Origin of the sequence: Staphylococcus sp. Ze2 (genome assembly GCF_048568365.1) — a bacterium.
Lineage (GTDB): Bacteria > Bacillota > Bacilli > Staphylococcales > Staphylococcaceae > Staphylococcus > Staphylococcus xylosus.
In genome coordinates this window covers 1869796-1890410 of sequence record NZ_CP183486.1, presented here as the reverse complement: position 1 = coordinate 1890410, position 20615 = coordinate 1869796, and the positions used below count along the sequence as shown (strand labels likewise).

At 31.4% G+C, this 20615-nt stretch carries 18 protein-coding genes; 15 read left to right on the top strand and 3 right to left on the bottom strand.

The genetic code is table 11. The features are described 5' to 3' along the window. Window positions 1-18 precede the first annotated feature (18 nt). The 10 genes from glcT (at window position 19) to ACM591_RS08905 (ending at window position 12600) form a co-directional block, all read left to right on the top strand. Window positions 19-882 (top strand): glucose PTS transporter transcription antiterminator GlcT, encoded by an 864-nt coding sequence (gene glcT / locus ACM591_RS08950; RefSeq protein ID WP_029377380.1) that lies wholly within the window; start codon window positions 19-21, stop codon window positions 880-882. Window positions 883-1259: 377 nt separating this feature from the next. Beyond that, complete coding sequence (locus tag ACM591_RS08945; RefSeq protein WP_418354446.1) at window positions 1260-2348, top strand: acyltransferase; 1089 nt, start codon at window positions 1260-1262, stop codon at window positions 2346-2348. A 364-nt stretch (window positions 2349-2712) separates the two neighbouring features. Further along, entirely contained in the window at window positions 2713-3939 is a 1227-nt protein-coding gene (locus ACM591_RS08940; protein WP_029377378.1) for an AI-2E family transporter, read from the top strand. Between the two features lie 483 nt (window positions 3940-4422). Next, on the top strand, window positions 4423-6948 hold the full coding sequence (gene mprF / locus ACM591_RS08935; RefSeq protein ID WP_326007672.1) for a bifunctional lysylphosphatidylglycerol flippase/synthetase MprF: 2526 nt from the start codon (window positions 4423-4425) through the stop codon (window positions 6946-6948). A 443-nt stretch (window positions 6949-7391) separates the two neighbouring features. Further along, on the top strand, window positions 7392-7697 hold the full coding sequence (locus tag ACM591_RS08930) for a hypothetical protein (RefSeq protein ID WP_326026710.1): 306 nt from the start codon (window positions 7392-7394) through the stop codon (window positions 7695-7697). Window positions 7698-7838: 141 nt separating this feature from the next. Further along, window positions 7839-8804 (top strand): LacI family DNA-binding transcriptional regulator, encoded by a 966-nt coding sequence (locus ACM591_RS08925; RefSeq protein ID WP_418354445.1) that lies wholly within the window; start codon window positions 7839-7841, stop codon window positions 8802-8804. Between the two features lie 42 nt (window positions 8805-8846). After that, the gene (rbsD, locus tag ACM591_RS08920) at window positions 8847-9236 is read left to right on the top strand and encodes a D-ribose pyranase (RefSeq protein ID WP_029377374.1); all 390 of its coding nucleotides are present in this window, start codon (window positions 8847-8849) and stop codon (window positions 9234-9236) included. A 14-nt stretch (window positions 9237-9250) separates the two neighbouring features. After that, window positions 9251-10741: a sugar ABC transporter ATP-binding protein gene (locus ACM591_RS08915; protein WP_326008883.1), complete on the top strand. Its 1491-nt coding sequence runs from the start codon at window positions 9251-9253 to the stop codon at window positions 10739-10741. Further along, complete coding sequence (locus tag ACM591_RS08910) at window positions 10728-11672, top strand: ABC transporter permease (protein ID WP_326026711.1); 945 nt, start codon at window positions 10728-10730, stop codon at window positions 11670-11672. The genes ACM591_RS08915 and ACM591_RS08910 overlap by 14 nt, the downstream gene beginning before the upstream one ends. A gap of 13 nt (window positions 11673-11685) precedes the next feature. Further along, a complete protein-coding gene (locus tag ACM591_RS08905) occupies window positions 11686-12600 on the top strand; it encodes a D-ribose ABC transporter substrate-binding protein (protein WP_029377371.1) in 915 nt (304 codons plus the stop codon). 146 nt (window positions 12601-12746) lie between these two features. On the opposite strand, the gene msrA is transcribed toward ACM591_RS08905, so the two are convergent. Next, window positions 12747-13262, bottom strand: coding sequence for a peptide-methionine (S)-S-oxide reductase MsrA (gene msrA / locus ACM591_RS08900; protein WP_029377370.1), 516 nt, complete (start codon window positions 13260-13262; stop codon window positions 12747-12749). A gap of 139 nt (window positions 13263-13401) precedes the next feature. On the opposite strand from msrA, the gene ACM591_RS08895 reads away from it, so the two are divergent. Then, window positions 13402-14382 carry an LCP family protein gene (locus ACM591_RS08895; protein WP_058625572.1) on the top strand — a complete coding sequence of 327 codons (981 nt, stop codon included), beginning with the start codon at window positions 13402-13404 and terminating at the stop codon, window positions 14380-14382. A 535-nt stretch (window positions 14383-14917) separates the two neighbouring features. Here ACM591_RS08895 and ACM591_RS08890 read toward each other — a convergent pair. Continuing rightward, window positions 14918-15103: a 2-hydroxymuconate tautomerase gene (locus tag ACM591_RS08890; protein ID WP_029377368.1), complete on the bottom strand. Its 186-nt coding sequence runs from the start codon at window positions 15101-15103 to the stop codon at window positions 14918-14920. A 152-nt stretch (window positions 15104-15255) separates the two neighbouring features. On the opposite strand from ACM591_RS08890, the gene ACM591_RS08885 reads away from it, so the two are divergent. Continuing rightward, window positions 15256-16518 (top strand): Y-family DNA polymerase, encoded by a 1263-nt coding sequence (locus tag ACM591_RS08885; protein ID WP_216715470.1) that lies wholly within the window; start codon window positions 15256-15258, stop codon window positions 16516-16518. Window positions 16519-16664: 146 nt separating this feature from the next. Here ACM591_RS08885 and ACM591_RS08880 read toward each other — a convergent pair whose 3' ends face one another. Next, window positions 16665-17756 (bottom strand): prephenate dehydrogenase, encoded by a 1092-nt coding sequence (locus ACM591_RS08880; RefSeq protein ID WP_029377366.1) that lies wholly within the window; start codon window positions 17754-17756, stop codon window positions 16665-16667. A gap of 352 nt (window positions 17757-18108) precedes the next feature. Here ACM591_RS08880 and ACM591_RS08875 point away from each other — a divergent pair, with 352 nt between their 5' ends. From ACM591_RS08875 to ACM591_RS08865, 3 genes are all read left to right on the top strand, one after another. After that, window positions 18109-19035, top strand: a complete 927-nt coding sequence (locus tag ACM591_RS08875; RefSeq protein ID WP_038678452.1) for a D-2-hydroxyacid dehydrogenase — start codon at window positions 18109-18111, stop codon at window positions 19033-19035. A 118-nt stretch (window positions 19036-19153) separates the two neighbouring features. Next, on the top strand, window positions 19154-20188 hold the full coding sequence (locus tag ACM591_RS08870) for a M42 family metallopeptidase (RefSeq protein ID WP_029377364.1): 1035 nt from the start codon (window positions 19154-19156) through the stop codon (window positions 20186-20188). Window positions 20189-20300: 112 nt separating this feature from the next. After that, window positions 20301-20588, top strand: coding sequence for a hypothetical protein (locus ACM591_RS08865; RefSeq protein WP_167751674.1), 288 nt, complete (start codon window positions 20301-20303; stop codon window positions 20586-20588). The last annotated feature ends 27 nt before the right edge of the window (window positions 20589-20615 follow it).

The window sequence follows — 20615 nt, the reverse complement described above, 5'->3', positions numbered from 1 at the left end:
AAAAGAAGGATGATTCATGTGAGTGATTACCTTATAACCAAGGTTTTAAATAATAATGTTATTATCTGTAAAAAAGCACAAGAAGAATATGTGCTCATTGCTAAAGGCATTGGCTTTAATAAAAAAAGTGGCATGACTTTGCAAGAAAATCAAACAGTTGAGAAAATATATATATTAGACCAAAAATCTCAACAAGACCATTACAAATCCCTAGTTGAACAAGCTGATGATACATTAATTCAAGCAGTCATTGAAGCTGTTAATATTATCACGAATTCAGTAATGAAGATTGATAACCAAAAATTGGTCATATCTTTAACAGATCATATTATATTTGCATATAACCGATTGAAACAAAATCAATTAATAAATAATCCTTTTGTTGTAGAAACAAAGCAATTATATACAGAAGCATATGGCATCGCTGAGAAAGTAATTGATCGCTTAAACCATGTATTAGATGTGAATTTTCCAGAAGGAGAAATAGGTTTTATAGCGTTACACATAGCTTCGAATACAGAAACTTTATCTATACGTGAAATGGAATTGACTAATCGTTTAATCAATAAAAGTATATTTATTTTAGAACATGACTTAAAACGTGAAATAGAAAAAGATACAGTCCAGTATCAACGTTTTATTAGACATATTCAATTTTTAATTAGAAGGTTGAGAACCGGGGAAAATTTGCAAAAAACAAATGCTTTTGAAGAGTTATTGAAAACTCAGTATCCTTTATGTTTCAATATCGCTTTAAAAATAATGAAAATGTTGCAACAGGAATTGGGCATTAAAATATATGATGCAGAGGTAATTTATTTAACTTTGCATGTCTACCACTTTATGGTTGATGCCGACCATACGAATACACCTAATGCTTAAAGGTTTTAGATAGTTTACATTTCATAAATACAAGATAATAAAATTAGTCTGTACAACATGATTAAAGCATAAGCCTATATAAAGATGTTAATTAGTATATATATAATAAATACGATGTCACAATTCTGTGTGGCGTCGTATTTTTAATTTTTGTAAAAAATATTTATTGTAGGTTGTTGACACTCAAGATAAATTGAAAGTTTATATAAAATTAAATGTGTAATTAGTTGCATATTATAAAGTGAAAGTTAAGAACTTTAATTGTGTGTAATGAAAGTATTATTTTTTTATTTATGTTTGCAAATTCACTTTACTGTACCAATTAAAAAACATAGAATTAGTTTTAAAGTTGCTTTGTTTAAAGGGGATGTTTTTGTATCAAGTACTATGATGAAATTCCTATAATTAGGTCAGTGGCTGCTATGCTTGTAGTTGCTATTCATACAGTTAATAGTATCGCGCTTTCAGGAGGTACATTTACTTCAGATGGATTGGGGTATATAAATCAAATTGCAAGGTTAGGTACACCTGTTTTTGCAGTAATTAGTGCTTTTTTATTAACTATTTCTGTGGTTAATAGAGGTTTTAGCTTGAATTATTTTATAAAATCAAGATTTAGCAAAATCTTAATTCCTTATATTATATGGACAATTTTTTATTTATTATATAGGGCTTATTTTTTACATAACTTAGAAGATGATGGTAAACTAATAAATTATTTTATATTCGGCAAAGCAAATTTTCATCTATATTTCATATTAACAGTAATACAATTTTACTTTTTATTTCCATTCGTACACAAATTTAAAAAAGGTTGGCCGATTCTCACTTTATTCGGAGTTGCAACCATAGCTAATATTGTCTGGATAATGCTGGGTCCTGTTTCATTTGGTGGTGGTGGAGTAGAACGGTTTGTAAATGATAAACTCTTTATTATGAATTGGATATCCTTTTTTATTTTAGGTATTGTTTATGCAAAATTTTACAATGAAATAAAAGTTTTGATATTTAAATATAAGACGTTATTTTCTATTATTATAGCAATATTATTTATTGATTTATTAATCAGTATTGATTTAGATAATTTACACAGTTCAATCCATGTCTCAAATATAATTTATATCCCTTTTTTCATTGTATTTCTTAACTACATGTTTGAACATGTAAAGAAAAATAAAATCGTTTTGCGTACACTAACATTAATAGGAAATTACTCTATGGGTGTCTATTTAGTACATTATGTAGCAATCCAATTTGTGAAGCGTTTACCACTTGTTGAAGAAATTGATGCTCAAAGTAAATTTATGGGCGTATTTATAGCAGCAGTTGCTTTATCAGTATTTATCGTATACTTAATTGGTAAGTTGCCATTTGGTAATTATATTGTACCTATTCCAAAAAAGAAAGTTAATAAACGCCTTAATATTCAAGTTAATAGTGATACTAGTAATGAGGTAACGACATAAAAACAAAAACAGAGTATTTTCTAAGAGAGGCCATAAAGGCTTCTCATTTTTTATATTTTGTTATTTATTTTGCTCATTATTAGCAACATACCTTTCTATGTTCAATATTACTTTTAATTTATATATAATTGAGAAATATTTGGAAAATGTGTTTAATTGTAATTGAATAGTGAATAATCTATGCAGAAGCGAGATGACAATTATAATTTAGTATAATAGATGATTGTCATATAGAGGATGTGTTATTATTAAGCATAGTACAATAAACTATTAAAGTTTTTTTAAATAGAGTTTTGTACCTTCTTTTTATAATCATAACAAGTAATTACTATTTTTAGAATTAATTTAAGGTATGGTGAGTTATATGTCGAATGAAGACAACGTAAGACAAGAAAATAAGAAGGGTAAAGATAAGTTGAAACTTAGTTTTCCCGAAACCCGCTTCATGAAGTTTGCGGGTGGCAAAGACTTACTTTTTGGTTTGTTAATTTTAATATTAGTAGGTATAGCTATATTTATATTTGATCAAGTATCTTATATTTTCAAACCGTTTATTATTATTTTTAATACTATCGCTGCACCTATTATAGTTTCAGTGATTCTATATTATCTATTGAATCCATTAGTCAATTTAATGGAACGTTATAATATTTCAAGATTATGGGGCGTAATCATATTATTCCTATTAATTGTAGGTGTCATAACACTTGTTATTAACCTTTTAATACCTGTAATAGGGTCTCAATTCAGAAGTTTTGGTAATAATTTTCCGTTATATGTAGATAAGGTTAATCAATTTATAGATAGTGTTACTAAGTATTCATTGATATCCAATTTCTATAGTCAAATTCAAGAGCAATTGGATGCTTTGGCTAACAAATTGCCATCTATGGTTTCAGATTACTTTAACGGATTTGGCTCAAAGGTTAAGAATTTTGCTGAGGCGATTGTAAACGTTGGTGTGGTAATTGCAACGACACCATTTGTATTATTCTTTATGTTAAAAGATGGACATCGTTTTAAAGAATTTTCTACAAAATTAATGCCACCTAAATTCAGAAAAGATTTTCATGATTTATTAGAAAAAATGAGCGTTCAAGTTGGTTCTTATATCCAAGGTCAAATTATTGTTTCATTCTGTATTGGTATTTTATTATTTATAGGTTATAGCATTATCGGATTAGATTATAGTTTGATTTTAGCTTCAATTGCTGCTGTTACAAGCGTAGTACCATACATAGGGCCTACAATTGCGATATCACCAGCAATTATTATTGCGTTAATAACTTCTCCAATTATGCTATTGAAACTGATTGTCGTTTGGACGGCTGTTCAGTTTATCGAAGGTCATCTAATTTCACCTAATGTAATGGGTAAAACACTTAAAATACACCCATTAACAATTATTTTCATCTTATTAAGTGCGGGTAACTTATTAGGTGTTGTAGGTGTGATTTTAGGTATACCAGCTTACGCGATATTAAAAGTATTGGTTTCACATTTATACAGTATGTTTAAACGTAGATATAATAAGTATTATGGTGAAGATGCTGGAGATTATGAAATTACTACACATGAAGACATTCGTTAAACTGCTATAAGTTTTTCAATGTCTTTGATAATAAACGCCATTTTCATTTTGAGTTTGTATCAACAGCGTTCGTACTGAAGTGGTGTGACTAGCACACAAAATTGATAAGTGTCTATAGATATAATGTGGTTATATACTGAAAGCTATAGGCGTTTTATAATATATTATAGTTAAAAAACTATCGAGGGCGAGATGATGAAATCAACTTTTTAAAATGTGATTTTTGTCTCGTCCTTTATTGTTTTAGTGATGTGTTATTAACATATTGAGTTAAATTATCGTCATCTGTGTAGGTGATGTACTATATAGCTATATTGTTATAAATGTCACCTCATTAAAGCGTGTTTAACTCGTGACACTTAAAATTAAATTATGCATCTAACAATTTTGTTAGTAGTTATGATTGAAAATTTTATTTATTATGTATTATTCTTGTGCTATATTTTTATGGAACAATTAGATTATTAAAAGTGAAGTGAAAAGATGACAAAAGAATTGAGAAGCAAATTATTTACTATATTAAAAATTGCATTTGCATTAACGTTATTTACAATTGTTGCTATTACTTTATACAAAGAGCTCTCACATATTAATCTTAAAGACGCAATAAAATCATTTAGTAAAATAAATAGATTTTGGCTTGTTGCACTGTTCCTTAGTGGTGGCGCGTCAATTATAGTGCTTTCAATATATGATGTGATTTTAGCTAAAACATTAAAGCTAAAAATTGGTTTAGCTAAAACGATTAGAATTGGTTATATTGTCAATGCACTGAATGCTGTTGTTGGCTTTGGTGGATTTATAGGGGCCAGTGTGCGTTTCCTTTTTTATAAAAATACAACTGATGATAAAAAAGCGCTGTTTCATACCATTTCCATTGTTTTAATTTCAATGTTAACTGGTTTGAGTTTGCTTTCTATCTTAGTAGTTTTTCATGTATTTGATATTTCACACATTTTTACTCCGTATCCATGGGTTAAATGGTTAATGTACGTAGTAGCATTGTTTTTACCGATATTTGTTGTATTTACTATAATTAAGCCAGTACAAAAAACACATAGATTGCTTGGGGTATATTGCACTATTGTTTCAGGTGTTGAATGGTTTGTTGCAGCATTAGTATTATACATGTCAATGGCCATCGTAGACGTTCAAATACCTTTTGCTACATTTATGGGGATTTTTATTCTAGCGGCGTTGTCAGGCTTGATCAGTTTTATTCCTGGTGGATTTGGTACATTTGATTTAGTTGTCCTGTTAGGTTTGAAGGCATTAAATGTGAGTGAGGAAGCAATCGTGTTAGGTTTATCACTTTATCGTTTTGCTTACTATTTATTCCCTGTACTTATTGCACTGATTTTATCTACATTTGAATTCCGTAGTACTGCAAAACGTTACTGGGAAGATTCACGTATATTAGTGCCAGTAAAGGATATGACGTCCTTATTAGGCTCATATCAAAAGGACATAATTGCACGTATACCGTCTTTTGCTATTGCACTCTTATTGCTGTTTACGAGTTTAGTATTCTTTTTGAATAATTTAACAATTATTTATGATGGATTATATGATCCAAATCATTATATCTATTATATTATTGTTTCAATTCATACTTGTGCTTGTTTACTATTATTATTAAATGTCATTGGTGTATATAAATTGTCTAAACGTGCGATTTTATTCTCAATTATTTCTGTATTGTTTATATTTATTGCAACAGCGTATACGTATGCATCATTCATACTATTGAGTTGGCTTACTGTAATTTTTATATTATTGCTCGTATTTTATAGAAGAGCTCGGGTTATCAAACGACCATTTAGATATTCTAAATTATTATTAAGTGTTATTACAGGTGCGATAATACTCTATATTAATCATCTTGTGATTAAGAGTACGTTCTATTCTTTAGAAATTTACCATATTGAAATGCTAACTTCTATTTTGAGATATTATTTCTGGATTACTGTTTTATTAGTAGCAATTATAGTCGGTGTTATCGTATGGTGGTTTGAATATCGATATAGATCATCAAATAGTAGAGATAACATTGCAACTTGTGAATCGATTATTGATAAATATAATGGGAATTATTTAAGTCACTTAATGTATAGTGGAGATAAGAAGTTTTTCATAAATGATAATAAAGATGCTTTTGTAATGTATCGCTATCATAATAATACGTATATTATTTTAGGTGATCCAATTGGAAATTCAGAATCATTTTACAGCTTATTAGAAGCATTTTATCAAGAAGCGGAATATTTAGGTTATGATATTATTTTTTATCAAGTAACGGATAAACATATGTCACTCTATCATAGTTTTGGTAATCAATTCTTTAAATTAGGTGAGGAAGCTGTTATAAATTTAACGTCATTTACAACGTCAGGGAAGAAAAAGCGGGGGCTGCGAGCGACGCTAAATAAACTTGATGATTTGGGTTGTTCGTTTGAAGTGTTGGAGCCACCTTTTTCACAGCAAATGATTACTGATTTAAAAGCCATAAGTGATGAATGGTTAGCTGATAAAAATGAAATGCATTTTTCTGTTGGTAGTTTTGATGAACATTATATATCACAAGCTCCGATAGGCGTGTTAAAGGATAATGAACAATCCGTAATTGCTTTCTGCACATTGATGCCAACTTATTATAATGGCGTGATTTCAGTTGATTTAATACGTTGGAAACAAGACATTGAGTTACCATTAATGGATAGTTTATATTTGAATATGCTACTTTGGTCAAAAGACAATAACTATGAACATTTTAATATGGGTATGGCGACATTATCTAATGTTGGACAAATTCCTTATTCATTTTATGGTGAAAGAATTGCTGGCCGTGTATTTGAACATTTCAACGGTCTATATAGATTCCAAGGTCTCAGAAGATATAAAGAGAAATTTAATCCGAAATGGGAGCCAAGATTTCTCGTTTATCGTAAACGCCACTCATTATGGGTGAGCATGTTAAAAGTTATGCGCGTCATTAGAAAAAATAATTAAAGTACAATATGAAGCACCCCACATGTCATTTGCATGTGGGGTGCTTTTTAAGGAGTTTAATAGTGCTTAATGGTTTGTGTAGTTAATCTTTGGAGAAGTTATTAACTACTTTAATAAACTAACAATTGTTACCCTTTTAAATATCATTTTGATTCTAACTATATTTGAATTTCTCGTTACCCCTTTGTAAAAGGTACAATATAAATATATCATCATTAGAAAACGCTTTCAATGGTGTGTTGAAATCTAATTCACTTTATTATGAACATATTATACATGTGTTTTCTTAATAACATTTATATGTATTATTACTTTTTTGAAGTGACGGATTTGAAAATTGTATTCTATGCTTAGTTACTTATAAAACGTGAATTTACTTCAATTGTTTTTTTATTAGCCAATCATCTAAAATACTTAAAAATAATAATACGAGGTATACAAAATTGATAGATTATAGAGAATATGCAGATGAAGAAAAAGTTTTTATGATAAATATCGGAGCGTTAGATTGGTATAAAGTACGTAAAATAGTTATAAAAACCGTTGAAAAACTAATTAAACCATATTCACCTAATTATTATAGTTACACATTTGTAGATGTGGATAATGTAACAGTATTATTGTTTAAAGCAAATCCGCAATTTATACCGGACTTAATTAGAGCATTATGTAAAAAGAACTTAGCTATATATGAAGTTAAATTAGTTGAAGAAAAAGATAATTTGTTGAACGAACATTTTATCGGTTAATAATTTAGTTGCTTATTATAAAAAAGTCTAGTTAATACTTAAGTCAGTGCTTATAAATGTAATCTTAGCAGATAAATACTCTATTAAATAAGGTAAAGTTGTGGTAATATGAAAACGGTTACACTAAAGGAGGCGGCTTAACTGACAACGATAAAAGATGTAGCACGATTAGCCGGTTGCTCAGTTGCAACTGTTTCTAGAGCGATTAACAATACTGGGTATGTTAAGGCACAAACGCGATCGCAAATTGATCGTGCAATTGCAGAACTGAATTACCAACCAAATGAGGCGGCAAGAACATTATATAAAAGAAAATCAAAAATGATTGGATTGCTCCTACCAGACATAAGTAATCCATTCTTTACATTGATTGCTAGAGGAGTAGAAGATGTTGCTGTTGAACATGGGTATCAAGTTTTAATTGGTAACAGTGATAATGATAAAGAAAAGGCAAAGGCCTATTTAACAACATTTGTATCTCATAATTGCGCAGGTATGATTACTACTGCACTTAACGAAAATATAATTGAAAATATGTTAGAACCTCTTCATATGCCTTTTGTATTTGTCGATCGTACTAATAATGAAAATTCAGGTGTTTCAACTGATCATTATGAAGGTGGACAACGTCAAGCAGAACTAGTTATGGAAGGCGGCTGTAATTACGGTCTAGTTGTACATGAAGATTTAACTATTGATGCTTTTAAACATCGCTTTAAAGGTGTGGCGTCAATTTTTAAAGAACATGGTATTAGCTACAAAACATATTTAGCTCAGGATTTAAACAATGAAGGTTCATTTATTAATTTAATTAGGACATGCAATATAGATAGTATTATCTGCAGTAATGATTTATTAGCAATTAAAGTGATGGGTATACTACAACAACATAACTTGCAAATTCCAGAGGATGTTCAAATTGTGGGGTATGATAATATACCATTTTCAACAATGACATTTCCTCAAATTAGTACAATCGATCAGTCGGCTTATCGTTTAGGGGAACTAGCAATGTCAAAGTTACTTAAATTGTATGATCATCAAGATTATGTCGAGCTAGAAAAAGTAGCAATATCCGTAATAAAGCGATCGAGTACACGTCATTGATGCGTAATATGTAACGGGTTACATAAATGAAGGAGTGGTTTGATGTATAAAACAGGTATTTTAAATAGTGAAATTTCAAAATTGCTAAGTGATTTAGGTCATACAGATCAAATTATTATTGCTGATTGTGGTTTGCCAGTACCACAAGGAGTTAAGAAAATAGATCTTGCTTTAGAATTTGGGAAACCATCATTCTTAGAAGTATTTCACTTAATAAAAAATCATATGGTAATTGAGCAAATGACGATTGCTAATGAAATGATTAAGCAAAATGATGAACTCTATATACAATTGATATCAGAAAACATTGATATTAGTACTGTAGCTCATGAACAGTTAAAAGCAGATAGTGGGAAAGTAAAAGCTATTATCAGAACAGGCGAAGCTAAACCTTTTGCAAATGTGATATTAAAGAGTGGCGTTCTATTTTAAAGGGGTGATTAATAATGATTAATATGGATCAAATATATAAATCATTTGGACAAAATGATGTGTTGTTGGGTGTGGATTTTGAAATTGCTGATGCAGAAGTGCATGCATTAATGGGTGAAAATGGTGCCGGTAAAAGTACATTAATGAAAATTCTAACAGGTGTTTACGAAGCGGATGGTGGCACAGTAGTAGAAAATGGACAAACGATTCATTTTAAGAATACTAAAGATGCTGAAAATCATGGCATCGCATTTATACAACAAGAATTGAATATTTGGCCTAATTTGACAGTATTAGAGAATTTGTTTTTAGGAAAAGAAATAACTAAATCTTTCGGTATTGTAGATAATAAAGCTATGAGAATACAAGCACAAGAGATATTTAAGAAATTGAATATAACCATTGATTTAAATCAATTAGCGGGAGATTTATCTATTGGTATGCAACAAATGTTAGAAATTAGTAAAGCCCTTATGCAAGAGGCCAAAGTTATTATAATGGATGAGCCGACTGCCGCATTAACAAATAACGAAATAGAAGTGTTATTTGAACAAATCAAAAAGTTGAAAAGTGAAGGCGTATCTTTTGTCTATATTTCACATAGAATGGAAGAAATATTTAGTATTTCTGATCGTATCACCGTTATGAGAGATGGTCGTTCTATTTTGACGTCTGCTACCGAATCTACAACACATCCACAAATCGTCAAGGCGATGATAGGTAGAGATTTAGATAACCAATATCCTGAAAGGGATTATGAGCAAGATGAATTAGTGTTATCTGTAAAGGAGCTTAGTTCGAATGAGCATAATCTAGAATCGGTTCACTTTGAGTTGCATAAAGGAGAAATCTTAGGCTTTAGTGGATTAATGGGTGCAGGTAGATCAGAGATTATGCGTGTGTTGTTTGGTCTTGATAAAGGGTCTATGCAAGTAGAATTAAATGGTAAAGAGATTGATATAAATAACCCTAACCAATCTATAAAACATGGTTTAGCTTTTATTACTGAAAATAGAAAAGAAGAAGGATTAGTTCTGCAAGATTCTATTTTAGAGAATATATCATTACCTGCGTTAAAAAGTTTTTCAAAGTCAGGCTTTTTGGCGCAACGTTCAATGGAGCAATATACACAGCAAATGATTAAGCGATTAAATATTAAAGGGAAACAAGGTGATGCGTGCGTAGATTTGTCTGGTGGGAACCAACAAAAAGTAGTTTTAGCGAAATGGATAGCTACTGCACCACGCGTATTGATTTTAGATGAACCTACTAGAGGCATTGATGTAGGTGCTAAAAGAGAAATATATCAATTAATGAATGAACTTACAGAACGAGGGATGTCTATTATTATGATTTCATCAGAGTTACCTGAGGTTATTGGCATGAGTGACAATGTGGCTGTCGTCCATGAAGGTAACATTGCTGGGATATTAGATAAGGAATCATTATCTGAAGAACGTATTATGACTTTAGCTACTGGAGGGAATATAAATGAATCAATCTAAGTTATCTTTTTCATATTTAGAAAAAATCATACCATTTATTGGATTAATATTATTAGTCATTATCATAAGTGCATTAAACAGTGCCTTTTTAGAGCCATCGAATTTGTTTAATTTGTTAAGACAAGTATCCATTAATGGTTTAATAGCATTTGGTATGACATTCGTCATTTTAACAGGGGGGATAGACCTATCAGTTGGGTCGACACTTGCGTTATCTAGTGCGATGATTGCGATATTAATGGTATCAGGTGTTGATTCGATTGTTGCGTTTTTAATTGGCTGTATCTTTGGTGCTATTTTAGGGGCGATTAACGGACTTTTAATTACTTTAGGTAAGATGGCACCATTTATCGCAACTTTAGCAACTATGACGGTATTTAGGGGCCTCACGCTTGTTATCACTGATGGTAATCCGATTACAAATTTAAATGGTAGTTATGCATTCCAATTATTTGGACGCGGCTACTTTTTAGGTATACCTGTACCAGCAGTTACGATGTTTATCACATTTATTATTTTATATATTATTTTACATAAAACGGTGTTTGGTAGACAGACTTATGCCATGGGCGGTAATGAAAAAGCGGCATTTATCTCAGGAATCAAAGTCAATAAGTTGAAGGTTATGATATATAGTTTAGCTGGCTTAATGTCTGCGATGGCAGGAGCTATATTAACATCTCGTTTAAATTCTGCACAGCCAACAGCGGGCATGTCATATGAATTGGATGCTATTGCAGCTGTAGTACTTGGTGGTACTTCACTTACAGGTGGTAAAGGGCGTATTCTCGGTACATTAATCGGAGTGCTTATTATAGGCGTGCTAAACAATGGTTTAAATCTATTGGGTGTATCTTCATTTTATCAACAAGTCGTTAAAGGTGTAGTAATTATTATTGCAGTGTTAATAGATAGAAAGAATAAATCATAGAGGAGGTCATTTAATGAAAAAGTTATTTATTAGTGCTATTGCGATGTTGATACTTTTAGCAGGGTGTTCACTAGATTCTCCATTAGAAAAGAATGACAAGGATAAATTAAACAAGAAAAAATCTGAAGTTGTCATTGGCGTTAGTATATCTACGTTAAATAATCCGTTTTTCGTAAAAATAAAAGATGGTATTGAAGATGAAGCCAAAAAGCAAGGCGTTAAAGTAAAATTTGCCGATGCACAAGATGATGCAGCAAAACAATCAAACGACATAGACGATTTAATTCAACAAAATGTAGACTACCTTATTGTTAATCCAACAGATTCAGATGCGATTTCAGGTAGTATACAAATTGCGAATGATCAAAATATCCCAGTAATTACTTTAGATAGAGAAGTTGCTAAAGGGGAAGTTGCATCATTTATTGCTTCAGATAATGTTAAAGGTGGAGAAATGGGTGGCCAACTGATTGTAGAGCAATTCGGTAAAAATACGAAAGTTGCTGAATTAGAAGGTATACCTGGTGCAAGTGCAACGAGAGAACGTGGTAAAGGGTTCCATAATGTAGCAGATAAATCACTAGATGTGGTATCGAAACAAAGTGCCAAGTTCAATAGAACAGAAGGATTGAATGTGACGCAAAATATTATACAAGCACATCCAGATATCAAAGCTATTTTTGCGCAAAATGATGAAATGGCATTAGGTGCTGTAGAAGCGGTTGGTAATAAGGATATCAAAGTTATTGGCTTTGATGGTAATGAGGATGCAATTAAATCCGTAGAAAACAATAAATTATATGCTACTGTAGCACAACAACCTCATTTAATGGGAGAGGAAAGTATTAAAACAGTAATGGATTTATTTGATGGTAAGAAAGTAGACAAGAAAAACAAAATTCCATTAGAAATGAAAAAACAAAATTAAATGGTATTGATCTAGAAAAAAGCCGGATGTAGCAAATACTACTCCGGCTTTGAAATTTATATAATTGATGATTATTTATATGAAATATAGTTATATAAATAGCTTTATCTCATTTATTGCTTTGGTACGAAGTGATTTGATGTAAATTAGATGTCTAAACCTTTTTCATAATTTTGACGATCTTGTTGTTCTTTTGCATAACGCTCAGGATTCTTTTTATAAAAATCTTGATGCTCAGTTTCTGCTTCATAAAATGTAGAAGCGGGTAGAATTTGTGTCGCAATCGCTTTATCTTTATCCATAGTATCCTTTAATTTCTCAATATAAATTTCTGCCAGTTCTTTTTGATCTTCATTTGTGTAGAAGATAGCAGTTTTGTATTGTGAACCTCTATCTTGAAATTGCCCACCTTCATCAGAAGGATCTATTACAGAAAAGAAAATTTCTAATAATTTGTTGTAGGAAAACAGTGCGACATCATATTCGATTTCGACAGTTTCCAAATGACCGGTATTACCACTTTTGACTTGCTCATATGAAGGATTATCTACATGTCCTCCCATATAACCAGAGGTTACTTTTTCTATGCCCTCAAATGTATCAAAGGGTTTAACCATACACCAAAAGCAACCTCCAGCGAAGTATGCTTTGTTAATATTCATGCTTAACATCCTTTCCGTATTAGACCTTAGTACCATATATAAAGATATCACTTGATTTTTATACTCTTTTTATATAACTTTAATATATGTTAATTATAGTACATAGCAGTGCAATTTTGAAGATATAAGGTTGATACTAATGAATGAAGACAAACAAAGAAGCAATACAAACACAAGCAACAACACCAAAAAAGCGCCTATGCGTAGGGTCAAGAAGAAGCGGATTAAGAAATTACCAATAATCATTTTAATTTTTATTGTGATTTTAGCAATTATCGTAGGTTATGCAGTACATGGTTATAATTCCGGTATTGATTATGCCAAAGACCACGGTAAAACATTAAAGCAAGAAAAATTTAATGGTGCCGCTAAAAATGACGGTAAGATTACGGTAATGGTATTAGGAGCAGACGCCGAAGACGGTGGTATTTCTAGAACAGATTCTATTATGATTGCTCAATACGATTATGTTCACAAAAAAATGAAGATGGTATCTGTCATGCGTGATATCTATGCTGACATTCCTGGAAGTGGACAACATAAGATTAACTCTGCATATTCTATCGGCGGACCAGAATTATTGAGACAAACGTTGAAGAAAAATTTAGGTATTGATCCTGAATACTACGCTGTTTTAGATTTTACTGGTTTTGAAAAAATGATAGATGAACTGGAACCGAACGGTGTACCAATCGACGTTGAAAAAGACATGTCAAAAAATATTGGCGTATCGTTGAAAAAAGGTCATCATCGTTTAAATGGTAAAGAACTCTTAGGTTATGCGAGATTTAGACATGATCCTGAAGGAGATTTTGGACGTGTCCGTAGACAGCAACAAGTGATGCAATCTCTAAAAGAGGAGCTTGTGAGTGTAGATTCAATCCTCAAGTTACCTAGAGTTGCAGGTATTTTAAGAGGTTACTTAAATACCAACATGCCGGATTCTGCATTGGTGCAATCAGGATTAAACTTTGGTATTCGTGGTGACAAGAATGTAGATTCTATAACATTACCGATTAAGGGAACTTATCAAGACATTCAGTCACCAACGGACGGCAGTGCTTTAGAAATTGATAAAGAGAAGAATAAAGAAGCAGTTAAGAAATTCTTGGATGAATAGTATTGTTGCTATATAAGTGTGAGACAAAGAAGTAATACAGCACTTGATTTTTATCATATTTCGTTAGTTAGTCTGTTCGAGTAAATATATTTAGCAAGAAGTATAGAACTGGTGAAGTTTTCGTATTTTTACGCAGTACGATGTTAAAATAAATTTAACGAAAAAGATTAGCATTAATACACCAATCCCCCTCGCTACTATTATAGTGAGGGGGATTTTTTATAGTGTTGGTTATTAATTATCTATCGCGTTTACTTAGCTAGTAAGTAAACTATGCCATGGCGCAACCACTGATGACTGGCACAATGATATAAACGCAAAAGGTTAACAAATAATACACCTTATCTCTACGCCAAATTGACGCCTGAGAGTTAGGTGACTTATGCATGAGCGAAAGCTCAGGTCAATCCTTTATCCTTAGAGATAGGGCGGTGAAATATTTTAAAATAAATTAGATTTCTGTCCTACTCTTTTTGCTGTGAAATGCTTGCTTTTAGACAAGATGTGTTCATATTCTGTAATAGAATGATTATTACTACTGGTCAGATTTTCTAACTCCACCAACTCCATAATGTGATGGCTTCATTTCTTCTATAACTACTTGTATTGCTTCTTTATTAGCACCAGTTGTTTTCTCAACTGCATTTGTTACTTCACTTACTAAGTTTTTAAGTTGTTCATCTGAACGACCTTCTAATAATTTCACATTTATGATTGGCATATGTAATTCCTCCTAAAAATAATTTAAAGATATTATATCACGAAAATTCAAAAAATTATAAAAATAATCAAATGAGAACATTTGTTCTTGTTTGTATTGATTGAGACCAAATGTTCGTATATAATAAAGTTACTTTAGGGAGGTTGTTTGATATGTATGATTATAATCTAGTGGAAGAAAGAGACGTATTGTGTATAGATCAAAAGAGTTTCTTTGCGAGTGTATCTTGTATTCAAAAAGGGTTAGACCCTATGACTGAAAAATTAGCAGTGGTTGCTGATACTAAAAGACAAGGTTCAGTAGTATTAGCTGCCACAGGACCACTAAAAGCACTAGGTATCAAAACTGGATCTAGATTATTTGAAATACCACATAGAAATGACATTTATATTATTAATCCAAGTATGCGAAAATATTTAGAAGTTTCTATAGAAATATCAAAAATTGCATTGCAATATATTGCGCCAGAAGACTTGCATCAATACAGTATAGACGAATTCTTTATGGATGTGACGAATAGTTATCATAGATTTAGTAGTACGGTTCATTCATTTTGCCAAAAATTACAACTTGAAATCAAAGAAGTAACAGGTATTAATTGTTCAATAGGGATAGGCTCAAATATGTTATTGAGTAAAATTGCAATGGATATAGAAGCCAAACATAACGATAGTTTAATTGCAGAATGGCGTTATCAAGACGTACCTAAAAAACTTTGGCCAATTCAACCATTGAGTAAATTTTGGGGGATTAGCAGAAAAACAGAAGCTAAATTGAATAAAAGAGGAATTTTTACTGTTGGTGATTTAGCACATTACCCGTATACGTATTTAAAAAGAGACTTAGGCATCATTGGTATCGATTTACATTTACATGCAAATGGAATTGATGAAAGTAGAGTGCGAGATAAATATAAAGTGATAAATCCATCTATTTGTAAGAGTCAAATACTCATGAGAGATTGTCGTTACAGCGAAGCCAAAGTAGTTATGCGTGAATTGATTGAGGATGTTGCTAGTCGTGTTAGAGGAAGAAATCAATTAGCTAAGACGATTCACTTTTCATTTGGTTATAGTGATGAAGGTGGTGTAAGCAAACAGTATACGTTAGAAGATCCAACAAATCTAGAAGATAATATGTACAAAGTGGTTGAAGGTTTTGCAGATGAATTATGTGACCATTATGCATTATTTCGTACAGTAAGTATTTCTTTAACTCAGTTCATCGATGAGAAAGATAGACAATTGAATTTATTTATTGATGAGTACGAAAGAAAAAGAAATGAAAAGCTAGCTAAAACTATAGACGCCTTACATAGGAAATTTGGACGAGGAATTGTATCAAGAGCCGTATCTTATACAGATGCAGGTACAAAACATGGTCGTCTTGGTCTTATGGCAGGCCATAAAATGTAAAGTCTCACTTCTTCTCAATTCAGTTGAGATAGTGGGAGTTACGCATGAGCAATAGCTCAAGTATACCTAAAAACCACTGCTTAAACTATTAAACTAATGGGGCTACCAAAATTGATTTCGTAGCCCCACTTGTAAAATTTCATATATTAACCAATGTAAGTATCAAAATCACTGAGGGCCTCAGCACCAGCTTTACGGTCTTCAGGATTTTTAAAACTAATGCGTAATGCACCGTATATATCTTCACGGACCTCTAAAATTCTAAGGTTGCTTATAGAAATATTATGTAAACTCAGAATGTTTGTCACTTTGCTAATCATACCTGGTTTATCCGGAATATCAACATATAGATCATACTCCACGGAAAGAGCTCCTTGTTGTTTAAGGGGAAGCTCATCACGATAAGTTTTAGCATCATTAAAGAAAGCATGAAGGTCTTCGGCGTTATTACGCTCAATTAACGATATAACTTCTCCCATTTGATCTTTCCATTCTTTTAAGATACTTAATATAGTGTCTTTATTCTCGACTGTAATATCACGCCACATAACCGGGTTACTGCTTGCAATTCTAGTGATATCTCTAAAACCACCAGCAGCCAATGTTTTCACTAAAGCAGAATCATCCACATGTTGGGCATTTAAATGGACCAAACTTGAAGCGATAATGTGAGGGACATGACTGACAATCCCAGTAACAAAATCATGTTCTTCTGCAGTTGTTGAAATAAATTTAGCATCGGTTGTCTTTAATAGGTCTTGGATTTCTTCAAAAGCTTGATCATTAGCTGGTTCATTATGCACGAGTATATAAAAAGCATTTTCAAACAAATGTTTTTTAGCATTTAATACACCAGATTTGTGACTACCAGCCATTGGATGGCCACCGATAAGGTGAATATCATATTTTAAAAGAAATTGTTCATACTGTTGAATCGTTGATTTTGTACTACCAGTATCTGTAATAATAACGTTTTTCTTTAATTGATAGCTTGGTAATTCTTGTAAGTATTTTATTGTTTGTTGTACGGGTGTTGCATATACAATGATATCTGCATTTTCGACGCTTGATTTATAGTCTGTCGATTGAAAATCAATGATACCAATAGATAAAGCTTTATCTAATTGAGATGTATCAGCATCAAATGCTGTAATTTCTATATCATTATGATAGTATCGTAAATTACTCGCTAGACTGCCACCGATAAGGCCTAGACCAACGAAAAGTATCTGTTTCATTAAGCGAATCACCTCTATCAAAATTTTCAGAATAGTAATATTGTATAGTAGGTATTACTAATACGCAATACGTGAGGAAATTTTTGCTTAACTACTAATGATATTTTAAGAATTTTAAAATCGTAGTGATAATTTTATTGAGAATGAATTGTTAGAGCTGACAATACGAAATATTACCTAAAACAAATAGGTAAGAAATGAATCAGTGAAACATAAGAACATAAACCAAATAGAATTATGCTAAAGTAAGGGAGAGTAATCAATGAACAATCTAACATATGATAAGTATAGTGATAATTATTTAAAAAATAAGACTATTTATAACGATATTCAAAAAAGGGGAGTGTAGAATTTGAAAATAGAGAACATTTTAATTGCAGGTCAACATGAATCTGATTTTTATCCATATTTAAAACAGTTAGAGAATTATAATTTGCGTTTTAAAGCGGCCGATATTATTTCACAAGAGGATATGAATTGGGCAGATACATATGTAGGATTTGCTCCTAATGAAAATTTTGAACCTTCAAAAGTCAAATGGGTGCACACTTTTAATGCAGGAGTGAATAATTATTTAGCCATTTCTGGGTGGGATAATACTCTGTTAACTAGAACAATCAGTGATTTCGGAGAAAAAATGAGCGAGTATTGCTTGAGTTATATATTATCTGATTTACAATATCACTCCCAATTCAAAGCACAACAAAAAGCTAAAGTTTGGTCTGTTAAATCACCAAGTTCATTGAAAGATCAAATCATAACAATACTAGGTACAGGTGAGATTGGCCAAAAGATTGCAGAAGTATTCTCAGCATTTGGTGCTACTGTAAACGGTATTTCAAATAGTGGTCAAGATAAAGCATATTTTAATCAAATAAGTAAAATAGAAAATGCTGATATAATACTTGAAAGCTCAAATTATATAATTAGTACCTTACCATTAACACAAGATACAGAAAAGCTATTAAATCAACATCTCTTTGATTATTTAGACAATGTATATTTTATAAATGTAGGTAGAGGGAAAGTAGTTGATACGGACCACTTAATAGATGCTTTAGATGAAGGTAAGTTAAGGCATGTTGTATTAGATGTCTTTGAGTCAGAACCATTAACAGAGGACTCTGAGTTATGGGAAAGGAAAGATGTTACGATTACTCCCCATATTTCAGCGTTAACAGATATTGATGATGCCATATCATGTTTTTGTAACACATTGAAAAAGTTAGAGAATAATGAATCAGTATCTAATCAAGTAGATTTCAGTAAAGGATACTAAATTTAGTTAAGAATTAAGCAAGTTTATTTCAGTTATAAGTGTTAAGGATTTCGTACAATTATACCAATTTTTTAGGATAAAAGTTAAAATAGACTTATATATACTAGGAGGGGATTGCATGACTGAATCAATTTTCACCACAATTCAAGAATTAACAGAAATTAATAGCCCATCAGGACACGCAGAAAAGGCAATTAATTACGTTAAAGATGAAGTTGAACATTTAGGTTATACAACAACACTGACGAACAAAGGGGCATTATTGATCACTGTGAAAGGTGAGGACGATGAAGCACAAAAATGTATCACTGCACATGTTGATACGCTTGGTGCTATGGTCAAAGAAATTAAAGAAGATGGAAGATTAGCCTTGGACTTGATTGGTGGCTTTAGTTATAACGCTATTGAAGGAGAATATTGTGAAATAGAAACTTCATCAGGACAAACTTATACTGGAACTATCTGTTTACACGAGACGAGTGTACATGTGTATCGAAATAATGACGATATATCAAGAAATATTGATCATATGGAAGTCAGATTAGATGAAAAAGTATTGTCAAAAGAAGATACTGAAAGTCTAGGTATAGATGTAGGAGACTTTATAAGTTTTGATCCAAGAACTCAAATCACACCATCAGGATTTATAAAATCCCGTCATTTAGATGATAAGGCAAGTGTTGCAATGATTATAGAGTTTTTAAAAACAATGAACAACGAAAACTTAACATTACCTCATACTACACAATTCTATATTTCAAACAACGAAGAAATTGGTTATGGGGCGAATGCTTCAATTTCACCCAAAATTGTTGATTTTATAGCTTTTGATATGGGTGCTTTAGGTGATGGTCAAGCATCGGATGAATATACAGTATCAATTTGCGCGAAAGATGCATCAGGACCTTATCATAAGGGGTTACGTGAACAATTAGTTAATTTATGCCACTTTAATAACATCCCTTATAAAGTAGATATTTATCCATATTATAGTTCAGATGCCTCTGCAGCACTAAAGGCAGGCGCTGATATCAGACATGGTTTGTTTGGTGCAGGTATTGAATCTTCACATGCGCTAGAGCGTACACACATAGAGTCTTTAAGAGCAACTCAAGCACTGCTCCATGCATATTGTTTAGCTCCTATCCAATAATGATGTTATAAAAAGCCTTGTTACGAAACTTATAGAAGCCTATTAGTAAATTATTATCCAAGATTATATTAAAATTTACTTTTGATTTTTTTAATAGTAAGGAGCTTGATTTATCTTGAATATTTTAGCAATACTATCACCAGCCATATTTTATGCGCTGTTATTAGCAATTCAATATTTTTTATCTAGAACAGGAAATAAAATAGTGGGAGCAATTGTACCTGTTATATTTGTAAGCGTTCTTATCTATTTATATTTATCAGAAAAGCTAGGGCTAAATATATGGGGAGCTATAATATTTGGCATTATAGGACTATTATTTCTACTTGGTCAATGGGATAGCGCACAAAAAGATAACAAGAAAAAGACGAAAAAAGAATCAGATAAGGTAGAAGGATAAGACTTAAATTCATAAAGAAATACTTTT